15 protein-coding genes are annotated in these 19,348 nt (G+C 61.6%); 3 read left to right on the forward strand and 12 right to left on the reverse strand.

Going from position 1 to position 19,348, the window contains the following annotated elements; genetic code table 11:
* Nucleotides 1-18: 18 nt before the first annotated feature.
* From ACFIQF_RS08230 to apaG, 6 genes are all read right to left on the reverse strand, one after another.
* Nucleotides 19-2,295 carry a protein-disulfide reductase DsbD family protein gene (locus tag ACFIQF_RS08230; RefSeq protein WP_393941836.1) on the reverse strand — a complete coding sequence of 759 codons (2,277 nt, stop codon included), beginning with the start codon at nucleotides 2,293-2,295 and terminating at the stop codon, nucleotides 19-21.
* A gap of 258 nt (nucleotides 2,296-2,553) precedes the next feature.
* Nucleotides 2,554-2,853, reverse strand: a complete 300-nt coding sequence (locus tag ACFIQF_RS08235; protein ID WP_393941838.1) for a DUF4148 domain-containing protein — start codon at nucleotides 2,851-2,853, stop codon at nucleotides 2,554-2,556.
* A 300-nt stretch (nucleotides 2,854-3,153) separates the two neighbouring features.
* On the reverse strand, nucleotides 3,154-4,812 hold the full coding sequence (locus ACFIQF_RS08240) for a DUF4139 domain-containing protein (RefSeq protein ID WP_393941839.1): 1,659 nt from the start codon (nucleotides 4,810-4,812) through the stop codon (nucleotides 3,154-3,156).
* A gap of 111 nt (nucleotides 4,813-4,923) precedes the next feature.
* Nucleotides 4,924-5,913: a thiamine-phosphate kinase gene (gene thiL / locus ACFIQF_RS08245; protein ID WP_393941841.1), complete on the reverse strand. Its 990-nt coding sequence runs from the start codon at nucleotides 5,911-5,913 to the stop codon at nucleotides 4,924-4,926.
* Nucleotide 5,914: 1 nt separating this feature from the next.
* Nucleotides 5,915-8,014 (reverse strand): site-specific recombinase, encoded by a 2,100-nt coding sequence (locus ACFIQF_RS08250; RefSeq protein ID WP_393941843.1) that lies wholly within the window; start codon nucleotides 8,012-8,014, stop codon nucleotides 5,915-5,917.
* On the reverse strand, nucleotides 8,014-8,421 hold the full coding sequence (gene apaG, locus ACFIQF_RS08255; RefSeq protein WP_393941844.1) for a Co2+/Mg2+ efflux protein ApaG: 408 nt from the start codon (nucleotides 8,419-8,421) through the stop codon (nucleotides 8,014-8,016). Before apaG ends, ACFIQF_RS08250 begins: the two co-directional genes overlap by 1 nt.
* Before the next feature lie 51 nt (nucleotides 8,422-8,472).
* On the opposite strand from apaG, the gene rpe reads away from it, so the two are divergent.
* The gene (rpe, locus tag ACFIQF_RS08260; protein WP_393941846.1) at nucleotides 8,473-9,153 is read left to right on the forward strand and encodes a ribulose-phosphate 3-epimerase; all 681 of its coding nucleotides are present in this window, start codon (nucleotides 8,473-8,475) and stop codon (nucleotides 9,151-9,153) included.
* 124 nt (nucleotides 9,154-9,277) lie between these two features.
* Here rpe and ACFIQF_RS08265 read toward each other — a convergent pair whose 3' ends face one another.
* From ACFIQF_RS08265 to ACFIQF_RS08290, 6 genes are read right to left on the reverse strand one after another with little or no spacing between them, the layout of a single operon-like run.
* On the reverse strand, nucleotides 9,278-13,264 hold the full coding sequence (locus ACFIQF_RS08265; RefSeq protein WP_393941848.1) for a pilus assembly protein: 3,987 nt from the start codon (nucleotides 13,262-13,264) through the stop codon (nucleotides 9,278-9,280).
* Nucleotides 13,265-13,307: 43 nt separating this feature from the next.
* Entirely contained in the window at nucleotides 13,308-13,937 is a 630-nt protein-coding gene (locus tag ACFIQF_RS08270) for a pilus assembly PilX family protein (RefSeq protein WP_393941850.1), read from the reverse strand.
* A complete protein-coding gene (locus ACFIQF_RS08275) occupies nucleotides 13,931-15,082 on the reverse strand; it encodes a PilW family protein (RefSeq protein WP_393941851.1) in 1,152 nt (383 codons plus the stop codon). The genes ACFIQF_RS08270 and ACFIQF_RS08275 overlap by 7 nt, the downstream gene beginning before the upstream one ends.
* Nucleotides 15,079-15,564, reverse strand: a complete 486-nt coding sequence (locus ACFIQF_RS08280) for a hypothetical protein (protein ID WP_393941853.1) — start codon at nucleotides 15,562-15,564, stop codon at nucleotides 15,079-15,081. Before ACFIQF_RS08280 ends, ACFIQF_RS08275 begins: the two co-directional genes overlap by 4 nt.
* A gap of 11 nt (nucleotides 15,565-15,575) precedes the next feature.
* Nucleotides 15,576-16,208 carry a GspH/FimT family pseudopilin gene (locus ACFIQF_RS08285; RefSeq protein ID WP_393941855.1) on the reverse strand — a complete coding sequence of 211 codons (633 nt, stop codon included), beginning with the start codon at nucleotides 16,206-16,208 and terminating at the stop codon, nucleotides 15,576-15,578.
* Nucleotides 16,202-16,648 (reverse strand): type IV pilin protein, encoded by a 447-nt coding sequence (locus ACFIQF_RS08290; RefSeq protein WP_393941857.1) that lies wholly within the window; start codon nucleotides 16,646-16,648, stop codon nucleotides 16,202-16,204. The genes ACFIQF_RS08285 and ACFIQF_RS08290 overlap by 7 nt, the downstream gene beginning before the upstream one ends.
* Nucleotides 16,649-16,900: 252 nt before the next feature.
* Here ACFIQF_RS08290 and gph point away from each other — a divergent pair, with 252 nt between their 5' ends.
* Both gph and speE read left to right on the forward strand, forming a co-directional pair.
* Nucleotides 16,901-17,611 (forward strand): phosphoglycolate phosphatase, encoded by a 711-nt coding sequence (gph, locus tag ACFIQF_RS08295; protein ID WP_393941859.1) that lies wholly within the window; start codon nucleotides 16,901-16,903, stop codon nucleotides 17,609-17,611.
* 252 nt (nucleotides 17,612-17,863) lie between these two features.
* Entirely contained in the window at nucleotides 17,864-19,150 is a 1,287-nt protein-coding gene (speE, locus tag ACFIQF_RS08300; protein ID WP_393941861.1) for a polyamine aminopropyltransferase, read from the forward strand.
* The last annotated feature ends 198 nt before the right edge of the window (nucleotides 19,151-19,348 follow it).

The following is a 19,348-nucleotide window of genomic DNA, read 5'->3' on the forward strand; positions in this document are numbered from 1 at the left end:
ATGGGTTGGGTGTGGCGCTTACAAGGCCTGCACGGCGTCCACCACTTCCTTCACACTCAGCACCTCGCTCAGTACCACGGGCGCTTTGCCCGGCGCATACAGCACATAAACGGGCACACCGCTGCGGCCCAGTTGCGTGAGCACGGCGGTGATGGCCGGGTCTTGGCGGGTCCAGTCGGCGCGCAGCAGCTGGACTTGCTTTTTGTCGAAGGCGGAGAGCACTTCGGCATTGCTCAAAGTGGTGCGCTTGTTGAATTGGCAAGTAACGCACCAGGCGGCGGTGAAATCCACAAACACCGGTTTGCCGGAGGCATTGGCCTCAGCCACTTGAGCGGCCGACCAGGCTTGCCAGCGCTCGCCCGGTGCGGTGCCGCTGGCCGCGACGTTGCTGACTGGCTGGGTGATATGCGGGCCGATGGCAGTGGCCAGATATGCGCCGCCCACCAATAGCAAAGCGGACAGCACCCAACGTGTACGACCGGCCAGGCCGAGCGCCCACACCAGAGCGGCCAGCACCACCAGCAAGGCGAGCAGCGCGGCGGCACCATCGATACCGCTTTGCTGGCCCAGCACCCAGACCAGCCAGACCACGGTGGCGAACATGGGGAAAGCCATGGCACGGCGGAAGGTGTCCATCCAGGCGCCGGGGCGCGGCAGCCAGCGCACCACGGCCGGTATCCAGCTGGCCAGCAAATAAGGCAAGGCCATGCCAATGCCCAGGGCGGCAAACACCAGCAGCGCTTGCGCGGCCGGCATGCTGACGGCCAAGCCCATGGACGCGCCCATGAAAGGTGCAGTGCAAGGCGAGGCAATGGCGACGGCGAGTACGCCGCTCAAGAAGGCATTGCTCAGCGGGTTCTTGGCTTGCTTGCCAGCCAGGCCGCTGGGCACAAAGCTGCCAAACTCAAACACACCCGCCAGGTTGAGGCCGATCACCGTGAACAGCGCGGCCAGCAGGGCCACCACCAGCGGCGATTGCAGCTGAAAGCCCCAGCCCAGTTGTTGCCCGGCAGCACGCAGCGCCAACAGCAGGCCGCCGAGCGCCAAGAAGGACAGCACCACGCCAGCGGTGTAGGCCAGGCCCGCAGCGCGTTGCTCGCGCAGCTGGTTGCCGTGGCCGGCAAAGCCCAGCACCTTGATGGCCAGAATTGGGAAGACGCAAGGCATCAGGTTCAGGATCAGTCCGCCGAGCAAGCCACCCAGCAGCGCCAACCACAAGCTGCTGGCTGCGGCATTGGATGTAGCAACAGGCGCTGCGCCCGCTGGTGCTGCGTTTTTGGCCAGAGCGGCAGCCAGTTCTGGCGACACTTGTGCCACGGCGGCGGCTTGCCATTGGCCGCTGATGGGCGCCACGGTACGCCAGGCAATGGCTTTGTCTACCGGTGTATGGTCTGCCGTGGTCAGCACCAGGGGCAGATCGGCCGGGGTTTCGCCGCGGGCGTCGGACAGCGGGACAGTGGCGGTCCAGACATCGCCTTGCCACTGCTGCGTGAAATCTTTGCCTGCCTCCATGGCGTGGTGCAAGGTGCTGGCGCTTTCGCTCAGCACTTGCAGGTTTTGGTTTTGCAAGGCGGCGGGGAGGCCGCTGACGCGCAATTGCAGCGTTGCGCCGTCGACCTTGGCGCTGCTTTCACCACGCAACGCTACCGGCTCTTGTGCGTGCGCCTGGGCAAAATCGGCTGCAAACATGCCGGTGCTGCTGTTGACGGGGATGCTCAGGCTGAACTGGCCGCTTTCCGGAATGCATTCCACGCGGCACACCAGCCAGGTGGCTTGCAGTTGCACCGTGGCGTTGCCGTTGCTGGCGGCAAAGGTGGTGGGCACCTGCACTTTGACGGGCAGCAGCACCTTGCCTTCGTAGCCATAGTTGACGAGGTTGCCAATGCGGATCGGGTGCGGCGTGGGCCAGGCTATTTCGCCCGCATCCCAGCTGGGCGGCAGCTGCCAGTCGAGCTGGGTGGCGAGGCCGGAGTCGCCGGGGTTTTTCCAGTAGGTGTGCCACTCGGGCTGGTGCTCGATCAGCAGGCCCAGCTCAATGGCCTGGCCGGGCTGTATGCCATCAGGCGCATTGGCCACCAGCTCGGCGCGCACGCGCGGCGTGGTGACCACATGTTTGCCATCGGCCAAGGCGCTGCCAGCTGCGCTGGCAGGCGTATCCATGGCGGGCCCATTGCCGCTGCCGCCGATATTGAGCTTGATTTGTGCATTGGCGCTTGTCCACAAAGCGCTGCATGTGAGCAAAACTGCCGTAAAAAACAGCGCCCGCAGAGGCAGGCGCTTGCTGTTGTGTGTCATGTAAAACCCCAGATCGCTCCGTAGGAGCCAGGCTGGCCGGCTTTGGTTCCCCGCCAGCCGCCGCACTGGGCAGTTTGCCCGCAGTGGCGAGTGGCGTAAATACCTGGGGCTTTGCCAAGGCCAGGGCTGCCACACGGGTTGGTCTAAGCCACAAAAGAAAACAGGCTGCTGGGGAGACAGCAGCCTGTGGCAGGGGCCAGGTGGGGAGTGTGTGCGCCGCCCGGCCGGTTTGGCAGATCGTGGTCTGCCAATGCGGGCTTATTCGCCTTCGACGATCGAGCCGTTGACCATGGCTTGGTGGGCAGCTTGCACCACTTCAGCGCGGCTGAGTTGGCCCTTGCCGGCTTCGTAAGCGTTCACAGCCACTTTGTCGCCTTGCACCACCATGGTGTGGTTCTTTTGGGCGTCGGCCAGTTGGGCTTGCACTTCAGCGCGGGTCAGGCCGCTGGTGGCAGCGCTCTTGGCGGCAATGGCTTGGTCGCCTTCAAAAGGGTTGGCTTGGGCCACGGTGGCACCCAGAGCGAGAGAAGCGGCGATAGCAAAAATACGTGCGTTCATTTTTCATTCCTTTTCAGATTGCGTCCGGCCACCTGGTCGGTTCGCATCGTCGGGCTGGGGCACTTGTTGGCGGCAGCCTTGTTGTTTGACGATGGAATGAAGTTTAAATTTGAGGCTAATCAAGATAAACCGGCAAAATACAGACGAATTGTTCTGAAATTTGCGCGAATCAGGCTGGAACTTTTACAAAGATGTGACAGTTTCTCTAGGTATTTACCATGAGGTATGGGTTGCACCGGGGCAAAAATATCTTATCGGTCGGCTAGGTAAAGCAATCAGCCCACGCAGGCCGCCGAGAGACTACTGCCTTTCGTTGATTTGCAGATCTTGCGGGTAGCGGATGTCGTGCTGCGCGCTCAGCTCTATGCTCGCGCCCGCAGCCAGCGTTTGCCACCACTCGACCATGCCGGCCTCGTCTTGCCAGCGCTGTGTGCGCGGCTCCGGCTGGTACTGTGAGCTGACGCTGATCTTGTCGTTGCGAGACACGGGTGCGGCCTCCAGCACCTGCAGTTGCACGGGCTTGTCGTGGCGGTTGTTGATGGCGTAGCGGTGCAGCACCTTGCGGTCGGTTTTGCTGGCCAGAAAACCTGCGCTGCCGCTGCCCGCCTCGGCAGGCAGGCTGCGCACCAGCACTTTCTCGTCGCGGCCAAAAGCCAGGCCCCGTGCCACTGCCTTGGCATCGCCAAAATCCAGCCGCGCATTGCCGACAAAAGCCGCGTCGCGGAACAAGGCCACTGGCCCGGCAGGCCAGACGCCGGGCGGCGTGCTCAGGTTGGCGACCAGGTAGGCAGCTTCTTCCAGCGCCGGCGTGCTGCGGGTGAACAGCTGCACAGCTTGCTGCTCGGTGCCCAGCGACAAGGTGACGCGCTCGCCGCTGGCGGGCACGCTGATCTTGTAGGGCACGGCAAACTGCGTGCTGTAAGCGGTGTTGATGCTGGAGACGTCGAGATCGGGTAGTGGCGCTGAGGCAGTGTCCATCTTGGCTGAAAGCTCAATGGATTTTCGTGCTGCGGCCATGGGGGTGGGCGCGGGCGGGGCCATGGCAGGTGCTACTTCGGCCTGGGGTGCACGCGCATCGAGCGTCCAGGGCCGTGGCAGGCTGGCCTGGGTGTTGCGGCCGGGCTGGCCGGTGGAGAGCAGCAATTGCACGTCGCGCCAGTCTTCACCGCTGTTTTGCACCACAAGCGCTTGGCGCTCCAACAGCACCTGGTTTTTCTGGGTGTCGAGCTGGGCACGGTAGCTGGGCTGCCAGCTGGGACCGCGCACCTGGTAGTTCAAACGCACCGTGGCCTCGGAGTTGCTGGCCAGCTGCACGGTCACGCGCATGACATTGGCGCGCTGTGCGCCGGTGCGCTCACGCTCTATGAGCAGCGGTTTGAGCTGTTCTTCGAGCAGCTCTTTTTGCCGCTTCAGCTGGTGCGCCCGCACAGCGTTGTCTCGGCTGCTGCTGCGCAATGCGTCGCCGGTGGCGGCTATCTGGTTGGGCGCAGGCAGTTTGCTGCCGTCATGGCCGGGTTTGGTCAGACCCTGGAGATAGTCGCTCACCAGGCTGGCGGCATTGGCTTCGGCAACGAGTGTGGCGAGCTGGTCTTCCAGGCTGCGGATCTGGGTATCGAGCGGGCTGGCGCAGCTTTTGCCTGCCACATCGCGCGGCTGCAGCAGGGTTTTGTAATCGCCAATGCGCACGCCGGCGTCGGCAGTCACTTGGAGGCTGGCGACGTCGATGGCTGCAGGCAGGCATTCGAACGTGAGCTGGCGTGTGCCAGCGTTGATGCGCGTGGTGCGCTCCACCGCCGCTATGCCGGGATAAAGCACCACCTGGGCGATAGGCGCTTGGTTGCCTGCAACAGTCAGCTGGTTGTTTTCGGCGGCTATGGCGGGTGCGCTAGCAGCAGCGGCCAGAGCGGATGTGATGATGGCGCTGAGCGCCAAGCGCTTGTTTTGTCGGGTGTTGCGCATGCGGTTCTCCTTGCCCACACCATAGCAGCGAGTAGCAGAAAAACCGTTGCAGATCAGCCGCAGCGGCGTTGCCTTGGAGCAAGCAAGTGCAACGGCTTGGGCGGAGAAGCCTCAGCCGTTGGCGAAGTGGTCGAAGGAGCGCAGCTGCGCCAGATCCAGCGCTTGGCCTTGCTCGTCCAGCACCCGCAAGCCGGGTTGCTCGGTGATGCGGCCGATGCGGTGCACGGGCGTGCGCGCGCTGGCAGCCGCCGCTTGCACGGCTGCGCGGGCGCTGGCTGGCGCGGTAAAGCACAGCTCGTAATCGTCGCCGCCAGACAGCGTGCATTGCTGCAGCAGCTTTTGCTCGAGCAGAGGCGCTTCCCCTGCCCACAAGGCGCTGGCTGCAATCAGGCGGCTGCTGGCGGCCAGTTCCACTTCGGCGCCCACTTGGCTGGCATCGAGAATGTGCGACAGATCGCCGAGCAAACCATCGCTGATGTCGAGCGCGCTGCTGGCAATACCGCGCAGCGCTGTGCCCAGCACAACCCGTGGCGTCGGGCTTTCCAGCCGCTGGCGTGCGCTGGCCAGCACATCGGCAGGCAGCGTGATGTGGCCGAGCAGTGCTTCCAGCGCCAAACGCGCATCGCCCAGCGTGCCGCTGGCGTAGATGTCGTCACCTGGCCGTGCGCCGCTGCGCAGCAAAGCCTGGCCGGCGGGCACTTCGCCAAATACGGTGATGCAGATGTTGAGCGGGCCTTGGGTGGTGTCGCCGCCTATCAGTTCGCATTGGTGCGTTTCTGCCAAGGCAAACAGGCCGGCTGCAAAGGCTTGCAACCAGTGCTCATCTACTTGTGGCAAAGCCAAAGCCAGCGTGAAGGCGCGCGGTGTGGCACCGCTGGCAGCCAGATCGCTCAGGTTGACGGCCAGGGCTTTGTGGCCGAGGGTGCGCGGGTCGACATCGGCAAAAAAATGGCGGCCTTGCACCAGCATGTCGCTCGATATGGCCATGTGCGTGCCTGGCGTGGGGGCCAGCAGCGCACAATCGTCGCCTACGCCCAACACGGCCTGGCGGGCCGGGCGCTGAAAGTATTTGGCGATCAGGCCAAATTCACCGAGTGCCATGTCAGCGGCCTCCTTCTGGTGCGGCCTGCTGGTTTAGGCGCAGCGGCAGCAAAAAGCTCAATGGGCGCGAGAAGAAGCGCTTGGCCAGCGCCTTGTAGATTTGCGAGCGCTCCACATGGCCCACGTTCTGGGCGCGCAAGGCCAGGCGGAAGGCGAGGTAGAAGCTGACCAGGATATTGAGGCCGCCCAAGACCGGCAGCGCTGCCACAGCCAGCCAGAAGCCGTGGTAATGCAGCACCTCCAGGCCCAAACTGGCGGCGGCTGCCGCCACTTGGCCGGCTGCGAGCGTGACGTGGCGAATGTCGATCGGCAGGCCGAAGAACTGCGCGACCACCGGGATCAGCCCCAGCATGAAACCCAGCGAGATATTGGAGGCAAAGCCCGAGATGTTGCGCCGCATGAAGCCGGCCCAGCGCGCCGCCCGCGCCTTGCCCAGAATGCGGGTGATGCTGGGGTTGTAGCGGATGGCCGAATCCATGCGGTTCAATACGAACCAGTTCTCCGTCCAGCCCGCGATGATGCTCGACGAGAACAGCAGCACGCCGGTGAAGGCAGCGTACAGCGCCGAGGGGCCGAGCAGACTGAGCGAGTGCAAGGTCTGGCGGGCGTAATCCTGGCTGATGAAGGGCGTTCCCTTGGCATAAGCCCAGCCCAGCGTCAGCGCCAGCACCATGGGGAAAACGGTGAGCACGTTGCCCAGTACAGCGGCCACTTGCGAGCGCACCAGGTAGCTCACCTGGTCGACAAAGGCGGCAATGCCTTCTTCGGTGCCGCCTGCTTCCTTGAGCTTGGCGGCCATGGCAGGCGCTGTCATGGCCGGCTGTTTGGTGGCCACGGTGAAGTGCAGCAGCTGAATCAGCACAAAGCTGATGGCGTAGTTGATGCCGGCAATAAACCCGCCCCAGAACGCCGATACCGCCAACGCGTGCAGCGTGAACTTGACCAAGGTGGTGAAGGCCATGACAAAGCCGCCGCCCGCGGCCTTGCGCACCATTTGCAGGTAGTCGCGTTTGTCGCGGGTGATGTAGTTTTCGCCGGCTTCGGCGCTGCGCTCGGCCACTTTGGCGGCGAGCAAGGAGGAGTTGGAGCCGATCAGCGCGCGGATGCTCTGGCGCTCCAGCCCCACCACCACCAGGTGCGCCAGCAGCTTGGCGGTGATGGTTTTGGGGTTGGCCGAGAGCAGGCAGTCGAGCAGCTCGCGCACGCGCAAGATGCGCATGCGCAGCTGGCGCAGGCGAAAGACCACGCCGACGGAGACGCCGTTGTCCTCGAAATGCTCGTAGATCGAGGCCACGGCCGAGCGGCATTCGTCCAGGCTGCGGCGCACGCTTTCTTCGGCTTCCAGCACGTCGGCGGCTTTGGGGCTGTGGTGCAGCATGGCACGGCGCAGCTCTTCCACATGGCTGATCAGGCTGTAGAACGGTTGTGTGTTTTGCGCGCTGCCGCTCATGCGCAGGCGCAGCTCGGGCGTGAAGCCCGAGGCCAGAATTTGCCCGGCGCAATAGGTGATGGCGTTGAGCACCAGGCTTTGCCAGGGCGAGAGGCGGTTGCCGTAGTGCTCGATGCCCACAATTGCGCCCTCGTGAACATCGCTTTGCGCAATTTGCGTGGGCACGACCAGCGGGGTCTCGATCGACTCAAAGCCGCGCGAGAGCAGCGCGGCAATGCGCTCCAGCATGGGTTTGTCGAGCGCTTTGAGCCACTGCGCATCAAACGGCGTGTGCAGCGCCATCGAGAACAGAACGGTGGCGTCGATGGTTTCGGGCGTGGAGGGCAAGAGCTTCCAGCGCAGGCGCTCGCCAAGTTCGTTGAAAAAAGCGGTGCGCGGGGCAAAGCCAAAATCGGCCAGCAGCGCAGTCAGGTCCACCGTTTGCAGCAACTGGCCCCACCAGGCCTGTACTTTGTCGCCGATGGCGGGGTTGGCCTCGATCGTGTCGAGCAGCAGGCCCACACGGGCCACCGCGCCTTCGACCGAGTTTTGCTTGCCGCGAATCCAGGCGGCCACTTCGATGATCCACAGATTGCGCTCGGCCAGCGGGGCGTCCGGGTCCAGGCTGGCCAGCAGCTCGGGCAGCCGATCTTGCTTGTCCTTGCGAAACATCAGTGCAGAACCCGTCCCGCGGCCAGATCGTCCTGCGAGGGCAGTTGTGTGGCATCCAGCACAAAGCGGGGGATGGGGCATTCAAACTGCTCGGCATCTTCGGTGATGCAGAAATACGTGCCTTCCATGCTGCCTTGCGCAGTGGCCAGGCGGCACTGGCTCTGGTATTGGAAGGTTTCGCCCGGATCGAGCAGCGGCTGGTGGCCAACCACACCGAGGCCGCGCACTTCCTGCACTTTGCCGGTGGCGTCTTTGATGATCCAGTGGCGCGCCATCAACTGCGCGGGCACATCGCCCCGGTTGCGGATGGTGATGGTGTAGACAAAGTGGAAAACACCGGCGGCGGGCGCCGATTCTTCTGGCAGATACTGCGGTGTCGCCGACACCTCGAAGTGGAACTTTGGCATGTGAAACTGGAACTTTGGCAGGTGGAAATACTAACTGCGACAATACGGGGGATGAGCTCCCCCTACCGAATTGCCCCCTCGATCCTGTCCGCAGACTTTGCCCGCCTGGGTGAAGAGGTGCGCACGGTGCTGGCCGCCGGCGCCGACTGGATTCACTTTGACGTGATGGATAACCATTACGTTCCCAATCTCACCTTTGGCCCCATGGTCTGTGCGGCTTTGAAGCCCCACGCCGTATTGCCCAATGGCCAGCCTGCGCCCATCGATGTGCACCTGATGGTGCAGCCGGTCGATGAGCTGGCTGCCGCCTTTGCCAAGGCGGGAGCTGACTATATCAGCTTCCACCCGGACGCCTCGGCCCATGTGCACCGCAGCATACAGGCGATCAAGGCGAACGGCTGTAAGCCAGGCTTGGTATTCAACCCCGCCATGCCGCTGGATGTGCTGGACTGGGTGATTGACGATATCGACCTGATTTTGCTGATGAGCGTGAACCCCGGTTTTGGCGGCCAAAGCTTTATCGACAGCACCTTGCGCAAGACCGAAGCGGCGCGCAAGCGCATCGAGGCTAGCGGCAAGGATATTCGCCTCGAAGTCGATGGCGGCATCAAGGAAAGCAATATCCGCCGCGTGGCCGACGCCGGCGCCGACACCTTTGTGGCCGGCAGCGCCATTTTCGGCAAGCCCGATTACAAATCCGTGATCGACCAAATGCGTCAGGCACTGGCTTGATATTGATGCACTTGGCGCTCTTCTATGGAGAGCACCAAGCGCTGAATCAACCAAGCGTCGCAAGACATCAACCCATAAAAAAACCGCAGCTGGACTGCGGTTTTTTGCTGGGTGCATGTCTGGCTTACTGGCCGGTGACCAGTTCGCGCCAAGACACGCGCCGGGTCTTCTGGCTGTTGGAGCCAATGGGCACCTCGATCGTCACCGTGGTGCCGTTGGACAGGTTGACGATGGCCACCACCTTGCCATTGGGCAGGCGCACCAGGGTGGGCGCACTGGCCAGGGCCGAGATGCCGTTGCTGGCCAACAGGCCACCGATATCGGTCTCGCCCGGCACGTTCAAGCCGGTTTTGTAGTTGATATAGATGATGTTGCTGGTACCGCCAGGGCTGCAAGCGCTGTCGTCGCTGGGCGTATTGGTGGTGAACACCAGGGTGCCCAGTTGCAGTGCCGGGTCGGTATTGGCGCGCTCGCCGCTGGCCGGCAGATCCACGTACCAGCCGCGCATGGAGTCGAAGTCCACGTCGAAGCCGACCGAGCTGCTGGCCGTGCGCCTGTTGTTGCTGTCGGTGTAGACCTGCTTGACAAAGCAGCTGATCTTGACCGTGCTGGTGCAGGTATCGTCGCGCGGGTTGCCGAACGAGGTGTTGAGATCTTTGATGGCGTAGATCGACTGCACATCGGTGTTGGCGATGTCGGAGACGCCCAGATAACGGCCTGTGCCCACGAACACGATGCGCTTGTCGCCGATCTTGCTGACCTGGGGGCGGGTTGTAATCGACTGCGCCCGGCTGCCGTTTTGCAAGGTCGCGAGCTTGGTAACCGTGGCGCTACCGCCGGACGATGTCAAGGTGCTGATGTCGATGCGCCAGACATTGCCCAGCAAATCGCCGCCGTACAAGGTGGTCGCCTTGTTGTTGGTCGCTGCGGTTTCGGAATAGGCCAGAATGCGTGCCAAGCCCGATGGGGTGGCGCGGCTGCCTTCACCGGTGCTGATCTCTTTGATGACAGCGCCGGTCTTGGCGTTCAACACCCAGACCTTGCCAGCGCCAGTAGCGCCCGACGCTTCGTTGTTGTTATAGCCGGAGGTGAGCAGGGCAACCCAGGTACCGTCCGACAGCTTGGTGATTACCGGTGTGCCAAACGAATAGCCCACATCAGCGTTGTTGGCCACGCTGAATTCCCACAGCACGGTGGGTGCAGCGCTTGGGTCAGTCACATCCAATGCATAAAAGCCGCGGCCACCCCGGCCCAAACCGCCCACCAAAATGGTGTGCCAGGCACCGTCGTAATACACATCGCCTTGCTGGGGCGTAGCGTTCACGTAGTACTGGTGGTTGTTGCCGTAGTTTTTGTCGGCCAGCTTGTACAGGTTGGGCAGCACCAGCGATGGGATATAAGACCAAACTTCTGCGCCCGTATCTGCATTGAAGGCGTGCAGCATGCCGTCGTTGGCGCCCACATAGACCATGCCTTGGCGGCCGGATTTGTTGCTCTTGTAGGTGCTATAGCCCGAGTCCGTGTAGTTGTACATGGGCTTTTTGATGTAGACCGCTTGCGAGTCCACCACGTCACCCATGACGTGGGTGCGCTGGCGGTAGTAAGTATTCTTGTCCGGGCCTTCGTTGCTGCGGTCACCGCGCAAAAAGTTCACCAGGTTGATGCCGGCTGCGCCGGTGGTAGTGCCGGCCGTTGTGCTGTTGACTTGGGCCGCAGTGTCCAGACAGGTATCTCCTGAGGCACACATTTGCGACAGCGAGCTGATGGCGCTGACCTTGAACATGTTTTGCAGCGTCGGGCTCATGGCTGACCATTGGAAAGCAATGCGGTTGCCGCCATCGTAGGTGTAGATGCTTCGCTCGGTATAGGTGCGGTTGTCCAAGGTGGGCGCGGCCGTAGTCTTGTTGGCGGCGTTCGAGTACACCGTGCCCGATTGTGACCAGTCGGCATCGGGGATCTGTGCGCCGGTATCCAGATCTAGGCGGTAACGTGCCAGCTCGCCAAACCACTCTACCGAGCGGAAGGTCGACTGGAACAGAAAGTTGTCGCCCTGCACCGTATTCGGGTTGCTGGTAGTGGCTGCGGCTGCGTTACCGGTGGCGGCCGACACACTTTGCAGGAAGTTGCTCAAACCGGTTTTCAGGGCGGCCGGGTTACCGGCGCTGTAGTAAGAGCCGCGGCCATTGACTGCGGCGTGCCACAGGTCGTCGATGGTGGTTTGCTCGCCGGAAACTGGCGCTGGCCAGTTGCAGGCGCCCGAGCTTTGCCAGCTGCACACGCCATTGTTCGCGTTGCTGCTGGTAACGGTAGTACCTTTAAGCACATCGTAGTAGTCGCCGCTGCGTGCTGTAGCGTAGTTCGATTGGTATTGCATCACGCCGGAAGCGCCGAGGCCCAGCGTGGAGGTGAACATGCGTTGCTGGCCGTCCGGGACATTGTTGGATGCCACGTCGGTTTGCAGGCTGCCGGTTGCGTTTCTCAAATCATCGGTACGCAAATCGGTGTTGTAGTAGTACAGCGCTACGTCGGCCAGCGTATTGCCGGTGGCGTTGCCATCGAAGAAAGGACGTGCGGTTGTGGTCGCACTGTCTTGGTCGTCAATGTTGGCAGAGCCATTGATTTGCTTTGGAAGCTCGTTCGGCAGGTTCCAATAGCCGTCGGTGGACAGAATGGTGTAGTTGCGTTGGCAGGCATACTGCATCGGGTCGTTAGCGGTGGAGCCATTGACGGTGGTGTTTTTCAGCTTGCCAGCGTAGTAACGGCCGGCGGTAGCCAGGCGTGGACGCAATGGCGTATTGCCACTGGGGTTGGCGGCGAAGAGCTTGCGGTACCACAGATCCATCTGGCCACCGCTGTCGCGATTGATGTCGGCGATGTTCAAAAAGTCACTGCCCGTGGCATTGTTGATGCTGTAGTAGCCAATGCGGAACTTTTCATCCAGTACCGAGAAGGCCAGGCTGGTGGCAGTCTTCATGGTCTGCATGCGTGTGCGGTAGTACGCCCACCAGTTGGCGTAGTTGGTCATTTCCTCGGCATAGGTACAGGTCGTACCTGCGCAATCGCTGCGGGTACTGGCTTTGCTGGTACGGCCGGGGTAGGGATAGGAATCGTTGGTCGAGGTAATGGTGACCAGTTCATTGGAGCCGGGGACTGTGCCGCCGCCGGTGAAAGCGGTGACGGACCCCGAAAAGCCTGTTGGCCAAGTCACCGTCGGCGTGTAGGTAATGGCACCAGCATCAGCGGGCGCAGTGATGGTGACTGTGTTTCCGGAACTGGTGGCAGAGTAGCCAGCAACGTCGCAATTACCTGTTCTGCGGCTGGTACAGGCACTGATTTGTGCAGCTATGTTTTTGGCGAGATTACTGGGCGCATTGTTGGTATTGTTCCCAGAGCTTGCGCTGTCAGCCATCACCTGTTGACCATTCACCTTGATGCTGCTGAGCGTCTTGCTTTTGGTGGCTGTATCAATGGTCAAAGTCGCAATGGCGGCGCTGATCTGCCCAGGGTAGCGAGCGTTGAGGTAGGTATTGCCACTTTCAATGCGCGTGGCTTGGCATTGGGTCAACGAAGCATCCGTGCACCAGCGCAGCGTGGCCGGATACGGGTAGTCGGTCGATGCTGCAGATTGGGTGGCGCAGCTTCTCAAGTTCGGTGCCGAGCAGTATTCGCCCGGAATAAAGGTGTAGTAAGTGGTACTGGCAGTAGCCAGGTTGCTGACGCTTGTCGAAGACTGTTGCACACCAAAACCGTCGTCTCTCACTCGGGTCCAACGTGTTGTATTGGCAGAGGTCATCGACGCATAAGAGGTTCTGGCGTCGTAATGCAATGGCGGCGTGTAGGTAATCGCTGGGTCGTAGTAAATGCCATTGAAACCGCTGTTGTTGAACAATGGTTGGCTTGCGCCTCTGGCCCAGTCCGGCAGATAGTCCCAATTCATACTGCCCGAGTCATCGATAATGAAAAAGATATTGGGCTTGACCTGGGTGGTGGTCGAGGTCTGCAGTGGCGCGGTGGCCAGATCGGTGTCGGTGGCCAGGGCGTGTTGGGCAATGAGCAGCGTGGCCCAAAGGCTCCAGCGGGCCCAGGTCCTGGGGGTGTTGGTCTGTGTCATAGCAGCGGTTCCGTTACGGGGCTGTTGATGAAAATGGGGCGGGCTAGATGGCCACCATGGCTTGGACAAAGCTCACGGTGTTGTTGGGGCCTTGCACGCGGACGGTGATGCGGTAGTACACCTGGCTCACAGCAAACAGGTTGATACCCTGTGTGTCGCAGCTGCTGCCACCGGCGCAGGTGCCGCCGGAAGAATTGGGTGAAGTGGAGCAAGACACACTGGTGCTGCTGGCGTCGCCAGCGGTGCTGCACATGCGTTGGATCACGTAGGCGGAGGTGTTACCGGCTGCGTCTTCGCTGAGGGTTTTGACCGCGCTCGCTGCCACCAAGGTGTTGTTCCAGAAGTCCGACCAAGATTCACCGGCCGACGGGTTTTGCAAAGCCGCCAGATAGCCGTCGGCCTTGTGGTCACAAGCCAGCATGGTGGAGCCGGGGTTGCAGGTGCCGGACTGGCCGTTTTGCTGCTCCAACCAGGCGACTGCGTTTTCCACGCCTATGTCGGCCGAGTTGGTAGCGGCCTTTTGGAAGGATAGATTGCCGGCGATCTGGTTCGAGGTGAAGACCGACTTGGTCAGAGCCAGCGAGCCCAGAATCAGCGCGACGAGCACGATCAGGGCGACGATCATCACCACGCCTTGTTGTTGGCGGGCTGGGGTGTGGGGGTGTTTCAGCATCCGCTTTCCCCTCCTTGGTAGCTGGGTTGTCCGCCTTGCCAGAGCATGTTGCGCAGTGGTACGGCGGTTTCTACGGTTTTGTAGCGGTACTGTTGCCAGCTATCGAGCGATGCCAGATTGATATTGGGGGCACCAGTGCTGCCGCTGCCCGCCCATTTAGGGGCATTGCTGTCATCTGTTACAGCCGAGAGATCTCCACTTTTTGTTTTTTCTCCGTCGTACTGAGCTCCGCGGCCGACGACGGCCAAGCGAACGCTGAGCACGCGCGCCCAGGCGCAAGATGGCGCGCTATTAACGACTGGAGTGGTTTGGTTAAAGGTGGTGACGATGCCCGCCATCGTTCCCTCCTTGCCATCATGGCCATACTGCGCACGCAGGCTCACAATATTGCTGCCCACTGGCACCCAGACGTTGCTGTTGAGGCTGCTGGCATAAGAGGACTTGCCGCAGTTGTAAGCGGTGTAGTCGCAGACCGTGAGATTGCCGTTGCGGATGGCGTAAGCGCGGACGATGGGCTGGGCGCCCAGGTTGTACACAATGTCGCCAGTCTTGATGCCGCTCAGACCTGTGGCTACCGAGATGGTGCCGTCTGAAGGCACGTTGGTGACGCGATCGGTGCTGACGGCGCAATTGGTGGTACGTGGCAAGGCCAGTGCAATCGTCTTGTCGCCGGTGGTAAACGAGGTAGGCGTGGTTACCTTGTACGAAGTGCTGCTGCTGGCGGCGACCACCGCATCGCCTTCGGAGGGGCTGTTACCAGAGCCATACATCACCAGCAAAGTGTCCGTGTTGGCGTCGCCCGCGGGCACCAGATTGGTGGGCGGGTTGATGACCACGGGCGCAATCGTCAGCGCGTTGGTCAGTGCACTGCTTTCTTTGGATGGCGTGAAGGTCCAGGCGCAACCCAGCAGGTTGTATGAGTTCAGGCCAAAGCCCGACATGCGGATGTCGCGCTCCAGGCTGGACAGTGCAATCGAGGCGTTGATCTGCGCATCGTCACCGCTGGTGGTGTTGCGCTTGGCGCCTTCGGATTGCAGCATCACCTGGCTCATGATGATGACTGCGACCATGCCGATCGCCAGACCGACCATGATCTCAATCAGGCTGAAGCCCGCTTGGCGCGAGCGAGTTGGGGAGGGAGTCATTTGATGACGGCGATGGCTGTGTATTGGTGGGCGGCAGTTTCGTTGTGGGCTTGCCACTTGACGGTGATCTGCGCCTGGGTGCTGCGGTCCACGCCGCTGGCGCTGGCCGGGCCGTCGCTGAAGCTGATGGTGGGTTGCAAGGTGGAGCTGCCTTTAACGCCTGGCAGATTGGATGCTTCGACCGCTGTGACCCAGTTGGCAAAGCCGTCGCCTTTGCTGCCGAAGTTGGTGCTCAGTGTGGTGTGGTCGCTGGACCACATGCGGCTGATCAGGTCGTTGGTCAGCGCGGCTGCTTTTGCCCGGTCTTCGGCGGCAGTGGCCTGCTTGACCGATGCTGCCTGCAGGCCGACAGCGCCCAGAATGCCCAGCGAGAAAATCAGGATGGCGATCAGCGCTTCGAGCAGCAGCACGCCGCGTTGCTGGTTTTGCCCAGCCTGGCGACTTTGGCGCTGGCGGATACGAGCGAGTGCTTGAGTTTTCATGGCGGTTTCCTTTAGCACGTGAGGGCATCGCCACGGGTGCTGATGGCCGAGTCGCACATGCGCACTTGGCCTGCCGGGCTGACTATGACGTTCAGGCAGCGCACATCGCCACCGTCTTTGATGCAACTGCCTTCGGCGGCGGTGAACTCCACGGTGAGCGCGTTGGGCGGATTGATCGTGGGATTGGTCGTGGCCGCTTGCTGGCCCAGGCCATTGAAGGCATAGACCGTCTGTGATGCGGTGACGCTGACGTTGGTGGCGGTGGACAGGGCGCCCTTTTGCAAAATCTTGGCGTCCTGGTTGTCGCCGGTTGCCTGGCCGCAAGAGGCGGCCGCGTTGTTGCCAGCACCCAGGTTGGTGACCCAGAAGCGGCCATTGGCGTTCAGATTGCAATCGTTGCCTATCGTGTCGACCAACTGCACCCGTACCACCTCGTTGCGCCGCACGGCTTCGGCACGGGCTGTTTGCAAGCTGTTCTGCATGACTTCAGCGGCAGAGCGGATGCGAGAGTTCTTCATCCACAGCGCCATGGACGGCATGCCTAGTGCCAGAACACTCGCGACAATGACCACGCCGATCATCAGCTCGACCAAGGTCATGCCGCGCGCATGCTTGGCGCTTGCTGTGGCGTGCAGGCTCAGCATGAGTCACCCTTGGAGCTGACCCAGCATCCACTCGAGGTGTTCCAGCCACTGGGGGCAGCCGTGGTTTTTTTTGTGCCGGCTTGGTCGATGGTGAAGGTAAAGCCAGCAGCGGAAGTGTTGGATCTGCCGGTGCCGGTAATGGTGTAGGCAGTCGATGAAGCAGTGCAACTGAAGGTGAAGTACTTGGTGTCTGAGATCTCTACAGGGCAAGTACTGCCTGAAGATGCGTATGCGCGATGGTCCTGGAACCACTGCTCCATCTTCACTTGGTTGAGTGCCAAGGTTGAGGTGGCATCGGGAATGCTGCCTTTGGTGACATAGTCACGGTAGGTAGGCAGCGCCACCGCGGACAAAATGCCCAGGATCGCCACCACAATCATGATCTCGATCAAGGTAAAGCCGCGCTGGCGGAACGGGGTGGAAGAGGGTGTGCGGGTCATGCAATTACCGTTTCTTCTTGAATTGATATTAACTATTTTGTTGTAATTGACAATTTTAGTTACATAAAAAGCGGTAGGTGAAAAGCGCTAACTGATTTGTATCAACGGCAGTTCCGGTGCGACAAACGGCAAGCTTGCTTGCCGCTGGGCGGCGGGCGCTGCTGTCTCACGAGCTGCCCGCTGGCCAGCGCGATCTGCGGCAGAATGGCGCGGCACTCTTGCTTTTCTCTTGATTCCGACGCCCGCGCGGGCATGAATGCCATGTTTGATCTGAAAAAAATGTTCCCCGGCTGCGAGGCCGTCATCGTCGATCTGGACGGCACCATGGTCGACACCATGGGAGACTTTGCCGAGGCGCTCAACCGCATGTTGGCGGATTTGCAGTTGCCGCTTATTGATGCGCTGACTATCGAGCCCATGGTGGGCAAGGGCTCGGAGCACCTGCTGCGCTCGGTGCTGAAGCATGTGCTGGCGCAGGGCGGAAAAACGCCGTCCGCCGCCGATGTGGACAACCATTACGCCCAAGCCTGGGAGCGCTACCAGCACCACTATCTGGCCATCAACGGCCGCTTCTCCAAGGTCTATGACGGGGTGGAAAAAGGCTTGGCAACCCTGCGCAACCATGGCCTGAAAATGGCTTGCCTCACCAACAAGCCTTTGTCGTTTGCCGAGCCGCTGCTGCGTGCCAAGGGCTTGCGCGGCTATTTCGACCATGTGTTTGGCGGTGATTCCTTCGAGCGCAAAAAGCCCGATCCTTTGCCCTTGCTCAAAACCTGCGAAGCACTGGGCAGCCAGCCTGCCACCACCTTGATGCTGGGCGACAGCAGCAACGATGCCGAGGCCGCGCACAACGCCGGTTGCCCGGTGGTGCTGGTGAGCTACGGCTACAACCACGGCCAGCCGATCCGCTCAGTGCAGGCGCTCGGTTATGTCGATTCGCTGGCGGAGATTGCTATCAGATAAAGAGCGTCCGAAGGCTTTGGGCAAAGCTTGCGCAAAGCCTGCTCAGTCCATTTCGGCTTTGGTGCAAACGCCCGCAATAGCAATATCGCACTGCAATTTGCGTTATTCGCTGCGGGCTATCATCGTCTGTTGCTTGCTGTTTGGCTGACCCGATAGTCGGCCGGCAGCACGGTGGGCAAGCCTGCTTGCCCCCATTCCATTCACCTCACAGGCGCGGCTGTGCCTGCCTGTGCAACAAGAAGGAATCCAACGATGGATGGACTGCACCTCACCGCCGATCTCTACCGCTGCCAATGCGATACTGCTTTGCTGCTGGATGCGCAGCAACTCGCGCAGCTGTGTACCACGCAAACCCATGCCGCTGGCCTGACGCTGGTGGATGACAGTTGGGTGAAGTTCCCGGATTACCAGGGCCAGCCCGGCGGCGTGACTGGCGTGGTGCTGCTGGCCGAATCGCACCTGGCCATCCATACCTGGCCCGAGACGGGCAATGTCACGCTTGATGTTTACGTCTGCAACTTCTCGGACGACAACTCGGGCAAGGCGCGCCAGCTGCTCGAATCGGTGGTTGCCGCTTTCCAACCCGAGCGCATTCAGCGCCAGCACCTGCAGCGCGGCGACATCAGCGCTGCCGGCTCGGCTGCCGAGCAGTGGGTGCGTGAAGAGCTCACCAGCAACAGCGCTTACAGCTTCCGCGCCGAAGTCATCAAACGCAAGCAAACGCCTTTCCAAAAGCTGGAGCTGCTGCAGTCGCCCGTATTCGGCCGCATGCTGCGGCTGGATGAGCGCTTCATGACTTCTGAGAAAGAAGAATTCTTCTACCACGAGGCCATGGTGCACCCCGCAGCCATGGCGCACCCTGCGCCCAAGCGTGCGCTGATCATCGGCGGCGGCGATGGCGGCGCGGCCGAAGAGCTGCTCAAGCACAGCACGATCGAGCGCGTGGTGCTGGCCGAGCTGGATGCCCAGGTGGTGGAGACGGCGCGCAAGCACCTGCAGAAAATCCACCGTGGCGCATTTGACGACCCGCGCCTGCAAGTACGCATTGGCGACGGCTTGCAACTGCTGGCCGAGACGGACGAGCGCTTCGATCTGGTGCTGATGGATTTGACCGACCCGGACACGCCGGCCGAAACCCTTTACACGCCCGAGGCGCTGCAGCGCATTAAACGCGTGCTGGCGCCCGGCGGCGCCGTGGTGCAGCACTTGGGGAGCCCGGTTTTCCATGCCAAGCAGGTGCAGCAACTGGCCGAATGCCTGCGCCGCGAGTTTGCCCAGGTGCAGTGCTATGGCCTTTACATCCCGCTTTACGGCGCGTACTGGGGCCTGGCGGTGGCTTCGGACAGCCTGCAGCCGGCGCTGTTGACGCCCGCTTTGGCCGCGCAGCGTTTGGCAGAGCGCGGCGTGGGCGATTTGCAGTTCTACAACGCAGAGCTGCACCCGGCGCTGTTTGCCTTGCCCACTTATTACCGCGAGCTGGTGGCCGCCCAGCCTGCTGGCAAAAAAGCCCTTATTCCCGATTTGGCGCTGCAGGCCTGAATCGTTTGCTACACTAAGACCCATGTTCATCCATCACGCAGTTATTGCAGGTTGCTCGGACCGGGGAGCTTGGCCCTGGCGTAAGCCTGCGTCCGTAACTGTTTGATTGCCGCTGGGTGACACGCCCCAGCGTGCGCCCGAGGCCATGCCCCCTGGCATGGCCGAAACCTGATGAACTGCAGCGCACGAATCGCACAC

The sequence above is a fragment of the Comamonas trifloxystrobinivorans genome, assembly GCF_043359985.1.
GTDB lineage: Bacteria > Pseudomonadota > Gammaproteobacteria > Burkholderiales > Burkholderiaceae_C > Comamonas > Comamonas trifloxystrobinivorans.